The following is a 20,048-nucleotide window of genomic DNA, read 5'->3' as shown; positions in this document are numbered from 1 at the left end:
CGCTCAGCCGTGGAGGCGGCGGGCCGAGCGGGCCGCCTGCCGCTGAGAGCGCATCCGGCGCAGCCGCTTCACCAGCAGCGGCTTGTACGCGAGAGCCTCCGGCGTGTCGATCAGGAGGTTGAGGTGCTGGTAGTACCGCGCCGAGGACAGCGAGAAGTGCTCCATGATGGCCTGGTCCTTCGGCACCGTCGAGGTGAACCAGCTGTCCTCGAAGTCGAGGATGGCGGCGTCACGGTCAGCCAGCGCGGCCGGCTCGATCACGGTGAGGGCTTCAGACATGCCGCCCAGTCTAAACCCGAATCACACGAGTGTCATTCGGGACGCCGACCGCGAGCCGGCACCGCCGTCCGCGGGGCGCGGTAGAGTCGAAGTCGCCCTGGCCCCACACCTTGAGGACTCGACAACCATGCGCCGACTGACCGGCCACGTCCAGCATTTCGCCTGGGGAAGTCACACGGAGATCCCGTCGATCCTCCGCCGTGACCCGGACGGCCGGCCCTGGGCCGAGTACTGGCTGGGGACCCACCCGGGCGGGCACGCCTTCCTCGAGGACGGGCGGGCGCTGGCGGACCTCATCCATGACCAGCCGCATGTCCTGGGCGCCGCCACGGAGACCCAGTTCGGGGCGAGGCTGCCGTTCCTCATGAAGATCCTCTCGGCGTCCTCGCCGCTCAGCCTCCAGGCCCACCCGTCGCGCGAACAGGCCGAGGTGGGTTATGCCAGGGAGTCACTGCTCGGCCTGCACCCGAGCGATCCGGCGCGTTCCTTCAAGGACGACTGGCCGAAGCCGGAGGCCATCGTGGCGCTCACGCCGTTCGAGGGCCTGTTGGGCTTCCGGGACCCCGTCCAGACCGCCGGCCTGTTCGAGGGCCTGGGCGTGGCGGACGAACTCGCCTCGGTGATCGGCCCGCTGAGGGACCGCCGCGATGCACCCGCCCTCCAGGAGGTGTTCCTCGACGTCCTGTCGCTGGACGAGCGGCGCTACCTCGTCGACCTGGTGCTGGCGGCCTCCGTCGAGCGCCTGCACGCGCCGGGCAGCCTCGGCGAGTTCGCCCGCACCGCCGTCGAGCTGGACGAGCACTTCCCCGGTGACCCCGGGATACTGGCGGCGCTGCTGATGAACCGCTTCGCCCTCCAGCCCGGGGAGGCCGTCGCGCTCGAGGCCGGTGTCATGCACGCGTATCTGCGCGGCACCGGGGTGGAGATCATGGCGAACTCGGACAACGTCATGCGCGGCGGCCTCACCAGCAAGCACATCGACGTCGACGGCCTGCTGCAGGTGGTGGGCTTCGAGCCCATGACTCCGCAGGTGCTCCTCGCCGCCGGTGCGGACGGGGTCTACGTCTACCCCACCTCGTTCCCCGAGTTCGAGCTGTGGCTGGTCTCCCCGTGCGACGACGGCACCCTCACCCTCCCACGGCAGGACTCCGGCCGGATCGCGCTGGCCACGGACGGGTCCTTCACGCTGCACGGCGACGGCTCCCCACAGCACCTGGAGTCAGGTGACGCGGTGTTCGTCCCGGCGCACGAGCAGGTGATGGTCCGAGGCCACGGCCGCCTCTTCGTGGCCGCTTCGGGAGCGTAAGTTTTGCGTCGGGCAAGCGTCCGGCACAATAGGGGCGCCCGCCTCCTTAGCTCAGCGGCCAGAGCGCTCGCCTTGTAAGCGAGTGGTCGAGGGTTCGACTCCCTCAGGAGGCTCCATCCGGGCGGGTTTGTGGGCCCGGGTCGCGGCCACCAGAATGGCCCCATGACCGAACCCAGCAAGTGGGCGCGCATGATCGCCGCCGACCCAGACCACTCCCAGCGCTACATCGAGCGCTTCAAGATCATGGAGGCGGCCGGCCACGACCTGGGCGGGGAGGCGCGCACCGTCGACGCGATGGTGCCCCGCGGGTCACGCATCCTCGACGCCGGCTGCGGGCCGGGCCGCGTCGGCGGTCGGCTGCACGCGCTGGGTCACGTGGTGGTCGGCGTGGACGTGGATCCGGCCCTCATCCAGGCCGCCGAGATCGACCATCCCGGCCCCACCTGGCTGGTGGGCGACCTCGCGGAGCTCGACCTCGCCGCCGAAGGCGTCGAGGGGGACTTCGACGTGATCATCTCGGCCGGCAACGTGATGGGCTTCCTCGCCCCCTCCACCCGGGTGGAGGTCCTGCGGCGCTTCGGGACCCACCTGGCCGAGGACGGCCGGGCCATCATCGGCTTCGGCGCCGGCCGCGGCTACGAGTTCGCGGACTTCTTCGCCGACCTCGACGCCGCCGGCCTGCGGCTGGATCTGGCGCTGTCCACGTGGGACCTGCGCCCCTTCACCGCGCAGTCGGACTTCCTCGTCGCGCTCTGCTGCCGCGCCTGAGGCCCGTCAGGCCGGATCCGCGAGCACCAGGCAGGACCAGGGCTCCAGCTCGAGGGCCGCTCCTGCCGGGTGCTCCGCGCCGCTGACGAGATCCTCCACCGCGTGCGGAACCGTGGCGGCTGCCGGGTCCTCGCTCCAGTTGTGCAGGAACCAGATCCGTCGCCCGTCCGACTCCCCGGACATGACGGTGACCGGTTCGTCGCGCGCCCACGCCCCTGACTTCGGCGACGGCACGAGCATCCGGAACAGGTCCTCGGCCAGGGCCGGGTTGGGCACGGTGCCCACGCTCACGACGCGTCCGTCGCCGTGTCGACGGCGGGTGACGGCCGCGAAATCCCCGAAGCGGCGGTGGTCGTAACGGACCAGCACCTCGGCCTCAGTGGGCCGGTAGCCGTCCAGCCACATCGTCGCGCGGGCGCCCTCGGAGAGTTCCATCCCCTCGCCGATCAGCGCGAGCGGGGCGTCGAGATTGGAGAACTCCTCGTAGGTGAGCCCGGCCGCGTCGTGCAGCCTGTAGGGCGCGACGGCGTACCTGGCCCTGGCCTCAAGGTCCCCGTAGCCGGTGCGCGGGCCGATCACGAGGGTGCCGCCGTGCTCTGAGTAGCGGGCCATCCGGGCGAGATCGTGGCCGCTCGCGACGAACTGCGACGCCGCAACCAGCACGGGATACCGCTCGGCCAGTTCCTCCGCGGACATGGACCGGAACTGCTCCGTGTGGAGGAACCGCACCTGCGCGCCCGCGTCGACGGCGCCGCGCTGGAAGGCGCCGACGATGTCATGGTAGGCCGTCCGGCGTGGCGTGCCGCCCCCGTCGTTGAGCGGCGGGGTGAACTCGTAGTGCTGCTTGGTGGGCGTGTCCCAGAGGATGGCGACGTCCGCGTCCGGCACGTAAGCGTCCAACCGCGGGCCGATGGCGGCCAGCACCTCACCGAGCTGTGACACCTCGTCGTAGACGCGGCCCGGCACCTGCGAGTGCGGCAGCACACCGCCCCAGTAGGTCTCGGTGCCGAAGTGCAGGGTGTGCCAGTGCCAGTACTCGACCATCGCCGCGCCGCGGGCGACGAGGGCCAGACCCGCCTGGATCAGCTGGCCGGGGTAGGCCGGGTAGTTGGCCGAGGCCCACTGGATGGCCTGCGCGTTCGTCTCGGTGACCAGGAAGCGACGCTGCTGCAGCGCGTACGACCGGTCGGCCAGCTCCAGCAGCCCGTGGACGCCGGTGCGCACCCACGGCTCCGGGCGCTCTAGAGCAGATCCCCAGGCAAGGTGATCCTGCATCGCGTAGTAGGCGTTGGCGGCCGCGACATCCAGGCCCGCGCTGACCTGGCCCTCGTCGACGGTGGGCCGGTCGAAGGCCACGCAGGTGGTGACGAACTGGTCGTCGCGGGCGTACTCACGCACGATGTCGCGCTGCCAGTGGATGAACTCCGTGGTGCACTCGTTCTGGAAGGTCCGCCACGCAAGGTCGTACTGGGGCTGGGCGTTGCCGTCGGGGCGCCAGAGCTCGGACCACTGATTGATGCGGTGGGACCAGTAGGTGAGCCCCCACTCCTCGTTCAGCCGGTCGACGGTGTGGTACCGCTTCTCGAGCCACCCCAGGAAGCGCACGAAGGTGCCGTGGTTGTGCAGCGGGATGACGCCTGGCTCGTTGTCCACCTGGTACCCGATGACCGCCGGATGGTTCGCGTAGCGGGCGACGACCTTACGGATGATCCGCTCCGCGTGGAACAGGAACGCGGGGTGGGTGATGTCGATCTCCTGGCGCGCACCCCAGGGGTGACGCTGCCCGGTCTGCGGCTCGCCCGCGATCTCCGGGTAGGCGTGCGCCAGCCACGGCGGGGCCGCGTAGGTGGGGGTGCCCAGAATCACGCCGATGCCACGCTGGTGGGCCCCGTCGAGGACGGGCTGGAGCCAGTCGAGGTTGAACTCCCCGTTGCTCGGCTCCCAGGTGCTCCACGTGGACTCGCCCACCCGGATCACGGTGAAGTGGGCGGCCTGCATGAGGTCGAGATCCCTGGTGGGGTCATCCGTGGGCTGGTACTCGAGGTAGTAAGCGGCGCCGAAGCGCACCCCGGACGGGCGGTAGGGCTGAGGCGTCATTGCTGCTCACGCGCCTTTCGGCTCTGGTTGATGACGGTGGTCACGATGATGAAGATGATCAGGCCGATGGCCACGTAGCCGGCGATCCGGGCGTAGGCGTCGAGCACGGCGACCGCAGAGTCCCCGAGGCGCCAGCCCATGAGGAAGAAAGCGACCAGCCACAGCGTCGAGGCGATGTAGTCGTAGACGAGGAACCGCCTCAGGCTCATGCCCGACGCGCCGGCCAGCACGAACACCACCTGCATGAGCGGGAGCGGCATGGGGATGTACGCCACGAGGAAGCCGAGCGGGCCGGCCTTCTCCGCCCAGCGTTCCGCCCTCGCGTAGGCGCGGGCCGCACGCTTGGACTGCCCGGACCAGACCTCGATCATTCCGCGCCCCCACAGCTTGCCCGCCCACCAGTAGATCCAGTCGAACTTGAGGCTGAGGATCGATGCGACGATCAGCACGACGGGCCAGTGGGGCATCTCGCCCGTCGACGCGATGGCCCCGCTGGCCGCGACCGCGGTGCGGCCGCCGGTGAGCATGGCCAGCCAGTCAGGGGCGGTGGCGAGCAGCCAGGCGCGGGTGGGCAGCAGGATCAGGCCGAACACGCCGACGACGCCGAACCAGGCCAGGCAGGCGATGTCCTGGCGGCCCGGCTCCTTGCGCCAGGGCATGCCGTCGGCCTCCCACCAGGCGGGTTCCGCGTCCTCGGACGCCGTCGCTTCAGGGGCGACGGGGCTCGTAGGCCCCACCGCGGCGTCGTCTCGGCGCTGCTCATCGGTCACGGTTGAATGGTACTTCGACAGCGGCCGACGCCCCTGGGCGCCGTCCGGGGCCGACCCAACCCTGAAGCTGCCCTTCGATTCTTCGGACCCCCGGTGTGGAATCCGCGGGCCCGACGTGTAAAGTTCGGTCCCAGGAACACCTGAATACAGGTTCCTATCCACTACGGATCGTCGGGCACGTACCTGCCCGTGGAAAGGAATATGGCTATGGCCACAGTTAGCTACCGCGACGCCTCCCGGGTCTACCCCGGCACCGATCGCCCCGCCGTCGACAAGCTGAACCTCGAGATCGAGGACGGCGAGTTCATGGTTCTCGTCGGCCCCTCGGGTTGCGGCAAGTCCACCTCCCTGCGCATGCTGGCAGGCCTCGAAGAGGTCAACTCCGGCTCGATCTTCATCGGGGACCGCGATGTCACCGACCTTCCCCCGAAGGACCGAGACATCGCCATGGTCTTCCAGAACTACGCGCTCTACCCGCACATGACCGTCGCTGACAACATGGGCTTCGCGCTCAAGATGCAGAACGTGCCCAAGGCGGACCGCGAGCGTCGCGTCCAGGAGGCCGCGAAGCTCCTCGGCCTCGAGGACTTCCTCACCCGCAAGCCGAAGGCCCTCTCCGGTGGCCAGCGTCAGCGCGTCGCCATGGGCCGCGCCATCGTCCGCCAGCCGCAGGTCTTCCTCATGGACGAGCCGCTGTCGAACCTCGACGCCAAGCTCCGCGTCTCCACCCGCACCCAGATCGCCGCGCTGCAGCAGCGCCTCGGCGTCACCACCGTCTACGTGACCCACGACCAGGTCGAGGCCATGACGATGGGTGACCGCGTCGCGGTGATGAAGGACGGCATCCTCCAGCAGGTCGACACCCCGCTGGCGCTCTACGACGCGCCGAAGAACCTGTTCGTCGCCGGCTTCATCGGCTCGCCCGCCATGAACCTGATCTCCGGCAAGCGCGTCGAGGACGGCGTGCAGGTCGGCGACTACGTCGTTCGCGTTCCCCGCGAGACCCTGGCCAAGGCCGCCAACGGCGAGGACACCCTCACCATCGGCATCCGTCCCGAGGCGTTCCGCGTCGCGGACGAGGGCATCGGCCTCCACATCGCGGTCGTCGAGGAGCTCGGCGCCGACTCGTTCCTGTACGGCACCCTCGCCTCCTCGCACGAGGACGAGATCGTCAGCGAGCAGCAGTTCGTCGCCCGTGTCGGCGCCCGCACCGCACCCCACAAGGGTGAGGTCGTCCGCCTCGCGGCCGCGCCTGAGGCTGTGCACGTGTTCAGCAACAAGACGGAGGAGCGCCTCTCCTGAGCGCGCGGTCGCTCTCCTGAGAGCGAAATCCAGCTGTAGTGGAGCCCCGGTCCGCCGGGGCTCCACTATTTTTTCCAGGGTCTGCACAGAGGAGCGAGAGATGGCTGAGCTTGGACGCTGGACGCGTGGCATGCGCGCCGGGCTGGGGGTGGACCCCACCTACGGGGCGGTGGTCCCGCCGCTCTACCTGAGCACGAACTTCACCTTCCACGGCTTCGACGAGCCCCGGGAGTACGACTACACCCGCTCGGGCAACCCCACCAGGGACGTCCTCAACGACGCCCTGGCGGCGCTCGAGGGCGGGGCCGGCGCGACGAGCGTCGCCACCGGCCTGGCGGCCATCACGCTGGTGGCCGAGGCCTTCGTGCCCGCAGGGGGCCGGGTGGTGGTCCAGCACGACGCGTACGGCGGCACCTGGCGGCTGTTCACGTTCCTGGCCTCGCAGGGGCGGTTCGAGGTGGACTTCGTCGACTTCAACGACGGCGCGGCCCTGGACGAGGCGCTGGACCGCTCCCCCGCACTGGTGTGGATCGAGACGCCGTCGAACCCGCTGCTGCGGATCACCGACATCGCGGCGACGACCGCCCGGGCGCACGCCGTCGGCGCCCTCGTCGCGGCGGACAACACGTTCCTCTCGCCGCTGCTCCAGCGCCCGCTGGAGCACGGGGTGGACATCGTCATCCACTCCACCACCAAGTTCATCAACGGGCACTCGGACGTGGTGGGGGGCGTCGCTGTCGCGGCGGATCCCGAGGTGCACGCCAAGCTGCGGCTGTGGGCCAACGCGCTGGGCCTCACGTCGAGCCCCTTCGACGCCTACCTCACCCTCCGCGGGCTGCGCACGCTCGACGCGCGGCTGCGTGTGCACGAGTCCAACACCGAGGCCCTCGTGCGCCTGCTGGACGGGCACCCCGCGGTCGCGGCGCTGCACTACCCGGGCCTGGCCTCACACGCCGGCCACGACGTCGCCGCCCGCCAGCAGAGCGGCTTCGGCTCGCTCGTCTCGCTGGATCTGGCCGGCGGCGTCGACGCGGTGCACCGGTTCCTCGACGGCCTGCAGGTGTTCCACCTCGCCGAGTCGCTCGGGGGCGTCGAGTCGCTGGTGTGTCACCCGGAGACCATGACGCACGCCGGGATGACGCCCGAGGCCCGGCAGATCGCCGGCATCGGCGGCGGGCTGCTGCGGCTGAGCGTCGGCATCGAGTCCGAGGAGGACCTGGTCGCCGTGGTGGCTGAGGCGCTCGAGCGAGCAGCCGGGGCGGGCGCGCACTAGACTCGGGCCGTGCCCCGGTTCCTCGCTGCCAAGCCCGATGCGGACCTCCTCCAGTTGCCCTGGCAGGTCCCGCTGCTGGACTGGCCTGCGCGCCACCTCGTCGCCCTCCCCCGCGGCATTTCGCGTCACGTCGTGCGCTTCCTCGCCGTCGGGGAGGAGATCTTCGCGGCGAAGGAGATCCTCGAGGAGGTGGCGGTGCAGGAGTACCGCATGCTCACCGAGCTCAAGCGGCTCGGGGTGCCCTCGGTGGACCCCGTCGGCGTGGTCCTGGGCCGCGTGGACTCCGACGGTGACCCGCTGGATCCCATCCTGCTGACCCGGCACCTGCCCTTCTCCCTGCCCTACCGCTCCCTGTTCTATCCGGGCGTCAAGCACGAGACGGTCAACCGGCTGCTGGACGCCATGGTCGCCCTGTTCGCCCGGCTCCACCTCACCGGCTTCTACTGGGGTGATGTCTCGCTGTCGAACATTCTGTTCCGCCGCGACGCCGGCGAGTTCGCGGCCTACCTGGTGGACGCGGAGACCGGCGAGCTGCACGACACGCTGACCCCCGGCCAGCGCGCGCACGACCTGCAGATCGCGCGCACCAACCTGTTCGGCGAGTTCCTGGACCTGGAGGCCGGCGGCATCCTCGACGCGTCGCTGGATCCCCAGTGGCTCGTGAGCACCATCGAGGACCGTTACCAGCAGCTGTGGGCCGAGCTCACCGGCGAGGAGGAGTTCGACGGCTCCGAGCTGTACCGGCTGGAGGGTCGAGTGCGGCGCCTCAACGCGCTCGGCTTCGACGTGGCGGAGATCGACGTCGACGCGTCCCCCGACGGGCGCACCATCCGGATGCGGCCCAAGGTCGTGGAGGCGGGCCACCACACCCGGCGCCTGATGCGCCTCACCGGGCTGGACGCAGAGGAGCACCAGGCCCGACGGCTGCTCAACGACATGGACACCTTCCGGGCCAAGAACGCGCCCCACGCGGCGGAATCGGTCGCGGCCCACAAGTGGCTGGTGGAGGTGTTCGAGCCCGCCGTCACCCGCATCCCGGCGGATCTGCGGGCCAAGCGCGACGCCGCCCAGTTCTTCCACGAGGTGCTGGACTACCGCTGGTACCAGTCGCAGCGCGAGAACCGTGAGGTCCCCACCGAGGAGGCCGCGGCCGGGTACATCCACGAGGTGCTGACGCAGCTGCCGGACGAGGAGATGATGAACGTCGAGCCCGTCGGAAGCGAGCTGGCCAACAAGTACGACCCCTCACACGGCTACGCGGACGACAACGACGAGAAGCCGTACGACCCCTGGGAGGACGGCGCCAACGATCCGGACATCCCGGTCATGGCGGGCTTCGACATCAACGCCCTGCGCGCCAAGGCGGAGAAGAAGGCGAAGAAGAAGAAGGGCTGACGCCGGGACGGGTCAGGCGCAGCCGTCGGGGCCGCAGGCCTCGCCCGCGCCTCCGTCGATCGTGATGAGCGACGGCGTCCGCTCGGACCAGGACACCTCGAGCGCCTGGAGGAACACCTCGGGGGGCTGCGCGCCGGAGACCCCGTACTTGTCGTCGAAGACGAAGAATGGCACTCCGCGCACGCCGATGGCCGCGGCCTCGGCGATGTCGCGCTCGACGGCGGCCTCCAGGTCCTCGGAGTCGACGGCGCCGCGGGCCTCGTCGGCCGGCAGCCCGGCGGCGTCCGCCAACTCGGTGAGCACCCCGACGTCGCCGATGTTGCGTCCGCCCTCGAAGTGGGCCGACAGGAGCGCCTCCTTCAGCCGGTCCGTCCGGCCGCCCCCGTCGGCGGCATCGGCCCGCTTGGCGGCCTGCAGGACGCGGTGCGCGCGGCGCGAGTTGGCGACCACCAACGCATCGAAGTCGTAGTCAAGGCCCTCGCCCGCGGCCTGCTGCGTGACGTGGGCGATCATCCCTTGGACCGCGTGGGCCGGCATGCCCTTGGCCGCCACCAGGTATTCAACCTCGCTGCGATGGTCGTGGTCCGGCAGCGACGGGTCCAGCTGGTAGCTGCGCCACTGAACCTTCACCTCCTCGCGTTGGGGGAACCGGGCCAGGGCGCTCTCGAAGCGGCGCTTCCCGATGTAGCACCAGGGGCAGGCGATGTCGGACCAGATCGATACGTTGAGGCTCACGACACCAGGATAGTACACATTTCAACCAGTCCCCAGCCGGCGGCTTCCCGGCCCCCCGCCCAGTAGACTCACCTGTTGTGACGCTCAAGCTCTATGACACCGCAACCCGCACCGTCCGGGACTTCGTCCCGATGACGGCAGGCAAGGTGTCGATCTACCACTGCGGGCTCACCGTTCAGGCGTCGCCGCACCTCGGCCACATCCGCAAGGAGGTGGTCTTCGACGTCCTCCGCCGCTGGCTGGAGCACCAGGGCCTCATGGTCTCGGTCGTGGCCAACGTCACCGACATCGACGACAAGATCCTCGCGAAGTCGGCCGAGGCCGGGGTCGAGTGGTTCGCCCACGCCTACCACTTCGAGCGCGAGCTGCACGACGCCTACGCCTCGCTCGGCTGCAAGCCCCCCACCTACGAGCCGCGCGCCACCGGCCACATCCCCGAGATGATCGAGCTCACCGAGGCGCTCATCGAGCGGGGCCACGCCTACCCGGCGCCCGACGGATCCGGTGACGTCTACTTCGACGTCAAGAGCTGGCCGCGGTACGGGGAGCTCTCGGGCATGAAGGTCGACGAGATGGAGGCCGCCGCTGACGCCGACCCCCGCGGCAAGCGCGACCCCAGGGACTTCGCGCTCTGGAAGGGGCACAAGGAGGGCGAGCCGGCGACGGCGTCGTGGCCCTCGCCGTGGGGCCGTGGCCGGCCCGGCTGGCACCTCGAGTGCTCCGCCATGGCCGGCAAGTACCTCGGCGACACCTTCGACATCCACGGCGGCGGCGTGGACCTGCGATTCCCGCACCACGAGAACGAGCTGGCGCAGTCCGCCGCGGCCGGCAAGGGCTTTGCGCGCTACTGGATGCACAACGCGTGGGTCACCATGGCCGGGGAGAAGATGAGCAAGTCGCTCGGCAACACCGCGCTGGTCTCGGAGGTCACGAAGACCTACAACCCGCGCGCCGTCCGGTTCTTCCTGCTCGCGCCCCACTACCGCTCCACCATCGAGTTCTCCCCCGCAGACGACGGCACCCGCGGCTCGCTGACCGAGGCGGAGAAGGCCATCGAGCGGATCGACTCCTTCGTCGCGCGCGCCGCCGAGAGCGTCGGCGGCCCCGCCGCGGAACCGACCGGCGTCCCGCAGTTGACCGCGTTCGAGCGCGCCATGAACGACGACCTGGGCACCCCCGGAGCCGTCGCCGCGCTCTTCGACGCCATCCGCGCCGGCAACCAGGCGCTGGCCGACGGCGACGGCCCGCGCGTCGCCGCCCTCGCGGCCGCGGTGGGCGCGATGCTGCGGGTGTTCGGGCTCCATCCCGACGCCCCCGAATGGTCGGCCACGGCCGCCGGCACCGATCTGACCCCCGTCGTCGACGGGCTCGTCGCCGCGCTCCTGGACCAACGCGCCGCGGCGCGCCAGGCCAAGGACTGGGCGGCGGCAGACGCCATCCGCGACACCCTCGCAGGCCTCGGCCTCGAGATCACAGACACCCCCACCGGCCCCCGGTGGAGCTTGGAGAAGAAGTAGATGGCAGGCAACTCATCGCGCCGCGGCGCGACCAGCAAGGGCAAGAACAAGGCGGCAGGCTCCGGCGGCCGCATCAGGCGCTCCCTCCAGGGCCGCGGGCCCACCCCCAAGGCGGAGGACCGGACCTACCACAAGGCGTACAAGTCGAAGCAGGCCGCCGAACGCAAGCAGCAGGGCCGGCCCCGCTCGACGAAGACCCCTGCCGGGGCGGACTGGGTGGTGGGACGCAACCCCGTCTACGAGGCCCTGACGGCCGGCCTGCCCATCAAGCAGGCCTACGTGGCCGAGGGCGCAGAGCGCGACGACCGCCTCCGCGACATCCTCAAGTTCACCGCCGAGCACAGCGTGCCGCTGCTCCAGGTGACCCGCGCCGAGCTCGACCGGGTGACCGGCGGGCTGGTGCACCAGGGCGTCGCGGTCCAGCTCCCGGCCTACGAGTACGCCGACGCGGAGGACGTGCTGGCGGACGCGCTGGACGTCGACGGCATCGTCGTGGCCCTCGACGGCGTCACCGACCCCCGCAACCTCGGCGCCATCGTGCGCTCCGCGGCGGCCTTCGGGGCCCAGGGCGTGATCATCCCGTCGCGGCGCTCCGCGTCGATGACCGCCGCCGCCTGGAAGACGTCGGCCGGCGCCGCGGCGCGCCTGCCCATCGCGATGGCGACCAACCTCAACCGCGCGCTCGAGCAGGCGTCGAAGATGGGCTTCACCGTCATCGGCCTGGCCGGCGAGGGCGAGGTGCCGGTCTCCGGCGCCCCCGGCGTGGACGGGCCGCTGGTCATCGTCGTCGGCTCGGAGGACGAGGGCCTGGCCCGCCTGGTGCGCGAGCACTGCGACGCGCTGGTCTCCATCCCCATCGTCAGCGGGATCGAGTCGCTCAACGCCTCCGTCGCGGCGGCGGTGGCCCTGTACGAGGTGAGCCAGCAACGCTCCGGGATCACGCCGTCGGAGTGACCTGGCGCCGTCCAGCCGCCAGCCCCGGGAGTGCCCCGGGGCCGCGGGAGGACTAGATTTGGTCCCACACCCGTGAACCCAAGGAGAACTGTGAGCGATCTCGAGTCGATCTCGTCGGCCTACCGGACCCTGCTCGGCATGATCGAGCAGGTCGAGCCCCGCATCGCGCAGGCGACGCGGCAGGAGCTCACCGATCAGCGCGCGTCGCTGAAGCTCATCGCGTCCGAGAACTACGCCAGCCTCCCGGTGCTCGCCACCATGGGCACCTGGCTGAGCGACAAGTACGCCGAGGGCACCGTGGGGCACCGGTTCTACGCGGGATGCCAGAACGTCGACACGGTCGAGGCCGTGGCCGCCGAGCACGCGCGTGAGCTGTTCGGCGCCGAGTACGCCTACGTGCAGCCCCACTCGGGCATCGACGCGAACCTCACCGCATACTGGGCCATCCTCGCCCACAAGGTGGAGTCCCCCGCCCTCGCCGAGTTCGGCGCCAAGGGCGTGGCCGAGCTGTCCGAGGCGGACTGGGAGACGCTGCGCCGCCGCTTCGGCGACCAGCGGCTGCTGGGCATGTCGCTCGACGCCGGCGGCCACCTCACGCACGGCTTCCGCCCCAACGTGTCGGGCAAGATGTTCCACCAGCGCTCCTACGGCACCGATCCCGAGACGCAGCTGCTGGACTACGACGCCCTCGCCGCCCAGGCACGCGAGTTCAAGCCTCTGATCCTGGTGGCGGGCTACTCCGCCTACCCGCGCCGGGTGAACTTCGCCAAGATGCGCGAGATCGCCGACGAGGTGGGCGCCGTGCTGATGGTGGACATGGCCCACTTCGCGGGCCTGGTGGCCGGCAAGGTGTTCACCGGGGACGAGGACCCGGTGCCCCACGCCCACGTCGTCACCACCACCACCCACAAGTCCCTGCGCGGCCCGCGCGGCGGCATGGTCCTGGCCACCGCCGAGTTCGCGCCCTCCGTGGATCGCGGCTGCCCGCTGGTGCTCGGCGGCCCCCTGTCCCACGTCATGGCCGCCAAGGCCGTGGCACTGGCGGAGGCCCGCACGGCGGAGTTCCGCACCTATGCGCAGCAGGTGGCCGACAACGCGAAGGCGCTCGCCGAGGGCCTGATGCGCCGAGGCGTGAAGCTTGTCACGGACGGCACCGACAACCACATCGTGCTGATGGACGTGCGCTCGTTCGGGCTCACGGGCCGGCAGGCGGAGGCAGCGCTGCTCGAGTCCGGCATCGTCACCAACCGCAACGCGGTCCCCCACGACCCGAACGGCGCCTGGTACACCACCGGTGTCCGCCTCGGCACTCCTGCGCTCACGTCGCGCGGATTCACCGAGTCGGACATGGATGCGGTCGCGGACATGATCTCCGGAGTCCTCACCGCCACCACGCCCACGACGACGAGCGCCGGGACCCCCAGCAAGGCCAAGTACGAGCTCACCGACGACGCCCGCCAGGGCTCGCTGGCGGAGGCGGACCGGCTGCTGAGCATGCACCCCCTGTACCCCGGCTTCGAGGTCTGAGGACGGGTCAGCGGGAGTAGAGCGCGCCCTGCACGGTGTTGATGAACTGCGTCATCGACGCCGGCAGGTCCTGCAGGTGCCACGTCTCCGGCGCGTGGTACCAGTCGAGCACGGCGGGATCGGGGACCGTGTCGTCATCGTCGGCGGCCACCATGGCCGCCAGCCAGCGGTCCCTCCCGCCCAGCACGACGGTGTAGCCGAGCAGCCGCGAGATCTCCTCGAGCTCGCGGCCGCGCGGCATCTCCGTGGTCGCGTGGGTGGCCAGGAGCGCGGACAAGGCCCCCAGGCCGCCGAGCAGCGCCGCCCCAGCGGCCGTCCGGCGCGGCATACGGTCGGCGACCCACACCACCGCGGCGCCCACGGCCAGGAGCACCAGCGCCACGAGCCCCAGCGTGGTGAACGCGACCAGCAGGGCGGCCGCCATCGCCGCGAGGCCGAGGACCACGTACCCCCTGGTCCGCCAGGAGGAGCGGGTCGAGTCCGGGCGTCGCTCGAACCAGCCGCGCGCCACCACGTCGTCGTACAGGGCGTCCTGGATCCGTTCGATGCGATCCTCGAGTCGTTCGGCCAGCCGCGACACCAGCGTGGGCTCCCCCGCCGGGGCGACCGCCGCCAGCAGCTCCTTCTCGAACACCGCCAGGTCGTCGACGGGGGCGCCCGTCGGCTCGAGCGTCCAGTCGAGGAGCCCGTGGCTCGGCCGCGGCAGCTCGGTGATCCGCAGGTGCCCGCGCACGGCGAGATCCACCAGGGTGGCGGTCACGTCGACGGGGTCCACCCGCTCGTCGGCGACCGTGCCGACGTGGCCGGGGCGCACCCCCTCCGGCACACGGAACACCGACTCGCCATGACCGACGGGGGTGAACGAGCCGACGGCCCGCGCCTCGGCCGGCGGCGAGTCCCGGCCTGCACGACGATGGAGGAGGTAGACCGCGGCGGCTCCGAGGAGCGCCGTCCCCAGGGCCGCCAGCACCGACGGCCAGGACACCTCGAAGGCGCGGTCCAGGCTCCACCGCACCTGCACGTCATCAGTGGCCGCGACCTCGGCGGCGGGGTAGGCCACCGTCAGGACCACCTCGTCGCCCGGGCCGCGGGGACCGTCTTGGAAGGCCACGCCGGGTTGGTCGAAGGTGCCGCCGAGGAGCGCCGCGCACCGGCCCACCGTGCCGGGCGGGCCGGCCGCGCAGTCCATCATCTCCGGGGTGCTGGGCCCCTCGACGCTGCCCTCGACGAGGGTGAGGCCGACGGGAAGGCCCTGGACGAGGGGCCACTCCATGACGGTGAGCTCGCCGTCCTGCCCCTGCGCGAGGCGCGTGGCGCCGTCGACCACGTACGTCAGAGTCACGGGGCCCACCCCGTCGACGCCCACCCTGACCTCGACGTGCGTTTCAGTGGTGGCGGTGGCGAGGTCTGCGCTCTGCCCGTCGACGGTGGCCGCGACGTCGGTGATGCGGAACCGGTGGTAGCTGGAGGCGTCGATGTCGCGGTGGAGCGCGAGGACCTGGGTGATCTCGTCGCGGGGGGCGTCGAAGGTGAGCGTCTGCGTCACGCGCACGCTTCCGTCCTCCTGCACGCGGGCGACGACCTCAGCGGTGCCCGAGCCCTCCTGCGCGACGGCCGCGGACGGCCACGCCAGCAGCGTCAGGGCGGCGGCGACCAGCATCCAGCAACGCGCACGACGGCTCATCGCGGGCCCTCCTCTCGGGTAGCAGCAACCTATCGCACGCCGTCAGGCCTCGACGGACACCATCGCCACGGCGATGGCCGCGACCCCCTCGCCGCGACCCGTGAGCCCCAGCCCGTCGGTGGTGGTGGCGCTCACCGTGACCGGGGCGTCGACGGCGGCGCTCAGCAGCCGCTCCGCCTCCGAGCGCCGGGGCGCGAGCTTGGGCCGGTTGCCGATCACCTGGATGGACACGTTGCCGATCCGGTAGCCGGCGGCGCGGACGCGCCTGGCCGTCTCGGTCAGGAACGCCACGCCACTGGCGCCGGCCCATTCGGGCTCAGCGGTCCCGTAGTTGCTGCCCAGGTCCCCCAGGCCCGCCGCGCCGAGCAGGGCGTCGCAGGCCGCGTGGGCGGCGACGTCGCCGTCGGAGTGGCCGGCGAGGCCGGCGGGCTCGTGCGGGAAGTGCAGGCCGGCCACCCACAGCTCGACGCCCGGTTCGAGCCGGTGGACGTCCGTGCCGATGCCTACCCGGGTCATGGCTGCTCCTCTGTGTGTGTGCGCCGCCGCTCGGCCAGGACGGCCCGGGCCAGCACCAGGTCTATCGGTTCGGTGACCTTCAACGAGTCGCGGTGCCCCGCGACGAGGGTGACGCGCAGCCCCGCGTGCTCGCAGGCGGCCGCGTCGTCGGTGACCGCGATCCCCTCGGCCGCGACCCGCGCGTGCGCGGCCCGCAGTGCGTCGAGGCGCGCCGCCTGGGGCGTCTGCACCGCGCGCAGGTGGGCGCGGTCGACGACGTGTGAGCCGTGCTGCTCAACCCGCCGGATCGAATCCACCACCGGCACCACGGGGATGACCACCTCGGCACCCTCCGCGACCGCGACCGCGACCGCCCGGACCACGCCCGGCGGCACCAGCGCGCGGGCCGCGTCGTGCACGAGCGCCACCGCGTGGTCCGGCGCGTCGAGCGCGGCCAGGCCGATCCGTACGGAGTCCTGCCGGGTGGCCCCGCCCACGACGCACGTCACGGGGAGCGCGGCGCCCTCGAGGGCGCGCCCGAACGGCTCGGCCATGCCGTCGGGAATTGTGACGACGACCTGCGTCACGCCGCCGTCTGCCAGTGCGTCGACGGCGCGGCGGACGAGGGGGACGCCGTCGAGTTCGACCAGCGCCTTCGGCAGGGCGGCGCCGAGCCGGGAACCAGAACCGGCCGCCACCACAACGGCGACGACCGGCTTATCAAGCTGTGACACTACGATGTCTGGTTTTGTATCAGGAGGCGAGGACCTCGTCGAGCATGATCTCGGCCTTGTCCTCTGCTGTCTGCTCGGCGAGCGCGAGCTCGGCGATCAGGATGGCGCGGGCCTTGGCCAGCATCCGCTTCTCACCTGCGGAGAGGCCCTTGTCGCGGTCACGGCGCCAGAGGTCGCGGACGACCTCGGAGACCTTGATCACGTTGCCGGAGTGCAGCTTCTCCATGTTGGCCTTGAACCGGCGGGACCAGTTTGCCGGCTCCTCGGTGTGCTCAGCGCGGAGCACCGAGAACACCTTCTCCAGTCCGTCTGCATCCACGACGTCCCGCACGCCGACCAGGTCCAGGTTGCACGCTGGAACGCTGATCACCAGGTCGTTCTGTCCGATGACGCGAAGGACAAGGTAGAGCCTGTCCTCGCCTTTGATGGTCTTGTTCTCGATGTCTTCAATGACAGCCGTCCCATGATTGGGGTAGACCACCGTTTCACCGATCGAAAAAGTCATTCTCACTGACCCCTTTCCCAGCCTCGATTCTAGCAGCCCGCGCCACAACGGCCCAGACCGCGCGTCTTAGGCCACCCCAGGGGCCCACCGGTGGAGGCTTCGTGGTACACGCAGCGCCGATCCGGTTAGGATGTGCCTAGCCGCACGCCCCCACAGCCGGAGGACCCATGAGCAAGACCCTGCGCCGCACCGCGGCCCTCGTCGCCACCGTTGCGCTCGCCGCCTCGCTGAGCGGCTGCACGGCCGGCCAGTGGGAGTACGGCGCGCCGCCCGCCGCAGGGGTCCAGACCGACCAGGGCGGCCTCAAGCTGCGCAATTTCGTGGTCCTCACCGACGGCGAGGGCGCCGGCATGATCGTCGGCGGCATCGCCTCCCGCGACGAGCCCGCCCAGGTGGTCGGCCTCGGCTACGCCGCCGAGTTGGAGGACGGCTCCTTCGGCGAGCTCAACGCCGTCCCGTTCGAGGCCGAGATCCCCAAGGGCAGGACCATCATCCTCGACGGCTCGGAGACCTCGTTCAACACCTCGGAGCTGATCGTGGGACGTCTCGCCCAGGTGTCCGTGCAGTTCGACGGCGGGCAGAGCGTCCAGCTCAGCGTGCCCGTGGTGTCGGCCGATCATCCCGACTTCGCCGAGGCATGGGAGCAGGCCAACGCCTGAGGCGGGCCCTCACCCCTCGAACTTGTAGCCCAACCCGCGCACGGTGACGAGGCGCTCGGGGTTCGACGGATCACGCTCGATCTTCGAACGGAGCCGCTTGATGTGCACGTCGAGGGTCTTGGTGTCGCCCACGTAGTCGCTCCCCCAGATCCTGTCGATCAGCTGCCCCCGCGTCATCACCCGTCCGGCGTTGCGCAGCAGCAGCTCCAGGAGCTCGAATTCGCGTAGCGCGAGGCGCACGTCCTGCCCGTCGACGTTGACCTGGTGACGCTCCACGTCGATCCGCACGCCGCTCACCTCGACCACATCCGGGAGCAGCACCATGTCCTGGCCGCGGCGCAGGACGGCCCGGATGCGGGCCACCAGCTCGCGGTGGCTGAACGGCTTGGTGACGTAGTCGTCGGCCCCCAGCTCCAGGCCCACCACCTTGTCGACCTCGGAGTCCCGGGCGGTGACCATGACGATCGCGACGTTCCCACGCGCACGCAGCTGGCGGCACACCTCCACCCCGGGGATGCCGGGCATCATCAGGTCCAGCAGGACCAGGTCTGCCCCCACCTTGTCGAACTCCGCGAGGCCCTCCGCGCCGTCGGCCGCCGTGACCACGTCGAATCCCTCCTTGCGGAGCATGAAGCTGGTCGCGTCGCGGTAGGAATCCTCGTCCTCGATGATCAGGATGCGGGTCATCTAGGCCTCCTCGTCTGTGTCCGGGTCGGTGTCTGTGGGCTCCGGGCCCAGGTAGGCGGGCAGCCGCACGGTGAACGTGGACCCCTGGCCCGGGCGGGACCACACCCGAACCGTGCCGCCGTGCGCGTTGGCGATGTGCCGCACGATGGACAGGCCGAGCCCGGTGCCGCCGCTCTGCCGCGACCTCCCGTAGTCCACGCGGTAGAAGCGCTCAAACACGCGCTCCTGGTCCTCGGGCTTGATGCCTATGCCGTTGTCGGAGACCTTGATCTCGACGAACTCGTCCCCGTCCGCGGTGACGGGAAGGATGCTGAGGGTGACGCGCGCCTTCTCGTCGGAGTAGTTGATGGCGTTCTGCACCAGGTTCGTGACCGCGTCCGCGAGCTGCCACCGGTCCCCCATCACGCTGGCATGCGTGGTGCGCGCGAGGATGAGCGAGACGCCGCGCTGGTTCGCCCTCTCCTGGGAGCGGGAGATCGCCTCGGCGACCACCTCTGCCACGTCCACCACCTCACGGCTCAGCAGGGGGTCGGTGGATTGGAGCCTCGAGAGGTCGATGATCTGGTTGACCAGTTCCGCGAGGCGGGCGGTCTCCAGCTGCATGCGCGCCACGAACCGCTCCACACTCTCCGGGTCATCTTTGGCCGCGTCGATGGCCTCGGCCAGAACCGAGATCGCCCCGATGGGGGTCTTCAACTCGTGGGAGATGTTGGCGACGAAGTCCCGCCGCACCGCTTCGACCCGCTTCTGGGAGGACTCGTCCTCGGCGATCACGAGCACGTTGTCGTCGATCATCGGGGCGATGCGGGTGGTCAGTTCGAGCCGCTCCGCGCCCGGGTGCAGATCCCTCACCACGGGGCCGCGGTAGGGCAACTGCGAGGAGCGGACCTGGCGGACCAGCTCGAGCAGTTCGGGGAAACCGACCCGGCTGCCGCGCGCGAGATTGAGCGCTACCCCGGTCTCGTTGACGATGAGGATCTCGTCGTGGGGCCCCACCAGCACCGCCCCCGAGGCGATGGTGTCCAGCACGTCGCGCAACTCGAGCGAGGCCTTGGCGGCCATGCGCTGGGCCTCCAGCTGCCGCCAGTCCTGGCGCCCGCGCAGGAGCAGGTACGCGAACAGGCACACCAGGAACATCACACCCGCCCCGATGAGTCCGGCGAGGGCTGGGTGCATGCCTTCATCATATGGGGCCACGCGCGGGCCGTCCGGTCCATGATGGGCCGGCGACGGGCGTCGTCGTGCAGACTTCACCGGCTGTTCACCGTGGGTTCATCGGGGGGAAACGCCCTGCTACCCGGGGCCAATAGCGTTCGGGTGGGTCTCCGCCACGGCTAGACTCACTCTTGATTTGAGACACA

The 20,048-nt window shown here is 70.8% G+C and carries 19 protein-coding genes and 1 tRNA gene; 10 read left to right on the top strand and 10 right to left on the bottom strand.

Annotated features, from left to right (window positions below):
* Positions 1-3: 3 nt before the first annotated feature.
* The gene (locus ACZK5D_RS03410) at positions 4-279 is read right to left on the bottom strand and encodes a DUF3263 domain-containing protein (RefSeq protein ID WP_463664282.1); all 276 of its coding nucleotides are present in this window, start codon (positions 277-279) and stop codon (positions 4-6) included.
* Between the two features lie 127 nt (positions 280-406).
* Between ACZK5D_RS03410 and manA the strand changes: the two genes are divergently transcribed.
* The 3 genes from manA (at position 407) to ACZK5D_RS03395 (ending at position 2,353) form a co-directional block, all read left to right on the top strand.
* Positions 407-1,585 carry a mannose-6-phosphate isomerase, class I gene (gene manA / locus ACZK5D_RS03405; RefSeq protein ID WP_463664281.1) on the top strand — a complete coding sequence of 393 codons (1,179 nt, stop codon included), beginning with the start codon at positions 407-409 and terminating at the stop codon, positions 1,583-1,585.
* A 40-nt stretch (positions 1,586-1,625) separates the two neighbouring features.
* Positions 1,626-1,701: transfer RNA gene (locus tag ACZK5D_RS03400), tRNA-Thr, on the top strand.
* A 46-nt stretch (positions 1,702-1,747) separates the two neighbouring features.
* On the top strand, positions 1,748-2,353 hold the full coding sequence (locus ACZK5D_RS03395; protein ID WP_463664280.1) for a class I SAM-dependent methyltransferase: 606 nt from the start codon (positions 1,748-1,750) through the stop codon (positions 2,351-2,353).
* Between the two features lie 6 nt (positions 2,354-2,359).
* Here ACZK5D_RS03395 and ACZK5D_RS03390 read toward each other — a convergent pair whose 3' ends face one another.
* Both ACZK5D_RS03390 and ACZK5D_RS03385 read right to left on the bottom strand, forming a co-directional pair.
* A complete protein-coding gene (locus tag ACZK5D_RS03390; RefSeq protein ID WP_463664279.1) occupies positions 2,360-4,450 on the bottom strand; it encodes a beta-galactosidase in 2,091 nt (696 codons plus the stop codon).
* Positions 4,447-5,220: a DedA family protein gene (locus ACZK5D_RS03385; protein ID WP_463664278.1), complete on the bottom strand. Its 774-nt coding sequence runs from the start codon at positions 5,218-5,220 to the stop codon at positions 4,447-4,449. Before ACZK5D_RS03385 ends, ACZK5D_RS03390 begins: the two co-directional genes overlap by 4 nt.
* A 207-nt stretch (positions 5,221-5,427) precedes the next feature.
* Between ACZK5D_RS03385 and ACZK5D_RS03380 the strand changes: the two genes are divergently transcribed.
* From ACZK5D_RS03380 to ACZK5D_RS03370, 3 genes are all read left to right on the top strand, one after another.
* Entirely contained in the window at positions 5,428-6,522 is a 1,095-nt protein-coding gene (locus tag ACZK5D_RS03380) for an ABC transporter ATP-binding protein (RefSeq protein WP_458996123.1), read from the top strand.
* A 100-nt stretch (positions 6,523-6,622) separates the two neighbouring features.
* Entirely contained in the window at positions 6,623-7,795 is a 1,173-nt protein-coding gene (metB, locus tag ACZK5D_RS03375) for a cystathionine gamma-synthase (protein ID WP_463664277.1), read from the top strand.
* Positions 7,796-7,804: 9 nt separating this feature from the next.
* The gene (locus ACZK5D_RS03370; RefSeq protein WP_458996121.1) at positions 7,805-9,190 is read left to right on the top strand and encodes a DUF4032 domain-containing protein; all 1,386 of its coding nucleotides are present in this window, start codon (positions 7,805-7,807) and stop codon (positions 9,188-9,190) included.
* 12 nt (positions 9,191-9,202) lie between these two features.
* Here the strand turns inward: ACZK5D_RS03370 and ACZK5D_RS03365 are convergent, their stop codons facing one another.
* On the bottom strand, positions 9,203-9,925 hold the full coding sequence (locus ACZK5D_RS03365; RefSeq protein ID WP_463664276.1) for a DsbA family oxidoreductase: 723 nt from the start codon (positions 9,923-9,925) through the stop codon (positions 9,203-9,205).
* 77 nt (positions 9,926-10,002) lie between these two features.
* Here ACZK5D_RS03365 and cysS point away from each other — a divergent pair, with 77 nt between their 5' ends.
* The 3 genes from cysS to ACZK5D_RS03350 all read left to right on the top strand — a co-directional run bounded on the left by cysS (position 10,003) and on the right by ACZK5D_RS03350 (position 13,923).
* Positions 10,003-11,442 carry a cysteine--tRNA ligase gene (cysS, locus tag ACZK5D_RS03360; RefSeq protein ID WP_463664275.1) on the top strand — a complete coding sequence of 480 codons (1,440 nt, stop codon included), beginning with the start codon at positions 10,003-10,005 and terminating at the stop codon, positions 11,440-11,442.
* Entirely contained in the window at positions 11,443-12,396 is a 954-nt protein-coding gene (gene rlmB, locus ACZK5D_RS03355; protein ID WP_463664274.1) for a 23S rRNA (guanosine(2251)-2'-O)-methyltransferase RlmB, read from the top strand.
* 90 nt (positions 12,397-12,486) lie between these two features.
* Positions 12,487-13,923: a glycine hydroxymethyltransferase gene (locus ACZK5D_RS03350; protein WP_458996117.1), complete on the top strand. Its 1,437-nt coding sequence runs from the start codon at positions 12,487-12,489 to the stop codon at positions 13,921-13,923.
* A 7-nt stretch (positions 13,924-13,930) separates the two neighbouring features.
* Here ACZK5D_RS03350 and ACZK5D_RS03345 read toward each other — a convergent pair whose 3' ends face one another.
* Genes ACZK5D_RS03345 through ACZK5D_RS03330 form a run of 4 tightly spaced genes read right to left on the bottom strand, consistent with a single transcriptional unit; the run spans position 13,931 to position 17,341 of the window.
* Positions 13,931-15,607: a DUF2207 family protein gene (locus tag ACZK5D_RS03345; protein WP_463664273.1), complete on the bottom strand. Its 1,677-nt coding sequence runs from the start codon at positions 15,605-15,607 to the stop codon at positions 13,931-13,933.
* A gap of 42 nt (positions 15,608-15,649) precedes the next feature.
* Entirely contained in the window at positions 15,650-16,123 is a 474-nt protein-coding gene (gene ispF, locus ACZK5D_RS03340) for a 2-C-methyl-D-erythritol 2,4-cyclodiphosphate synthase (protein WP_463664272.1), read from the bottom strand.
* Positions 16,120-16,836, bottom strand: coding sequence for a 2-C-methyl-D-erythritol 4-phosphate cytidylyltransferase (gene ispD, locus ACZK5D_RS03335; RefSeq protein WP_463664271.1), 717 nt, complete (start codon positions 16,834-16,836; stop codon positions 16,120-16,122). The genes ispF and ispD overlap by 4 nt, the downstream gene beginning before the upstream one ends.
* A 19-nt stretch (positions 16,837-16,855) precedes the next feature.
* Positions 16,856-17,341, bottom strand: coding sequence for a CarD family transcriptional regulator (locus ACZK5D_RS03330; protein ID WP_458996113.1), 486 nt, complete (start codon positions 17,339-17,341; stop codon positions 16,856-16,858).
* 167 nt (positions 17,342-17,508) lie between these two features.
* Between ACZK5D_RS03330 and ACZK5D_RS03325 the strand changes: the two genes are divergently transcribed.
* Positions 17,509-18,000, top strand: coding sequence for a hypothetical protein (locus ACZK5D_RS03325; protein WP_458996112.1), 492 nt, complete (start codon positions 17,509-17,511; stop codon positions 17,998-18,000).
* Positions 18,001-18,009: 9 nt separating this feature from the next.
* Here the strand turns inward: ACZK5D_RS03325 and ACZK5D_RS03320 are convergent, their stop codons facing one another.
* Both ACZK5D_RS03320 and ACZK5D_RS03315 read right to left on the bottom strand, forming a co-directional pair.
* The gene (locus tag ACZK5D_RS03320) at positions 18,010-18,687 is read right to left on the bottom strand and encodes a response regulator (RefSeq protein WP_458996111.1); all 678 of its coding nucleotides are present in this window, start codon (positions 18,685-18,687) and stop codon (positions 18,010-18,012) included.
* The gene (locus ACZK5D_RS03315) at positions 18,688-19,863 is read right to left on the bottom strand and encodes a sensor histidine kinase (RefSeq protein WP_463664270.1); all 1,176 of its coding nucleotides are present in this window, start codon (positions 19,861-19,863) and stop codon (positions 18,688-18,690) included.
* Positions 19,864-20,048: the final 185 nt, after the last annotated feature.

Source organism: Tessaracoccus yangjingae (assembly GCF_055326235.1).
This window is presented reverse-complemented; position numbering and strand designations above follow the sequence as displayed.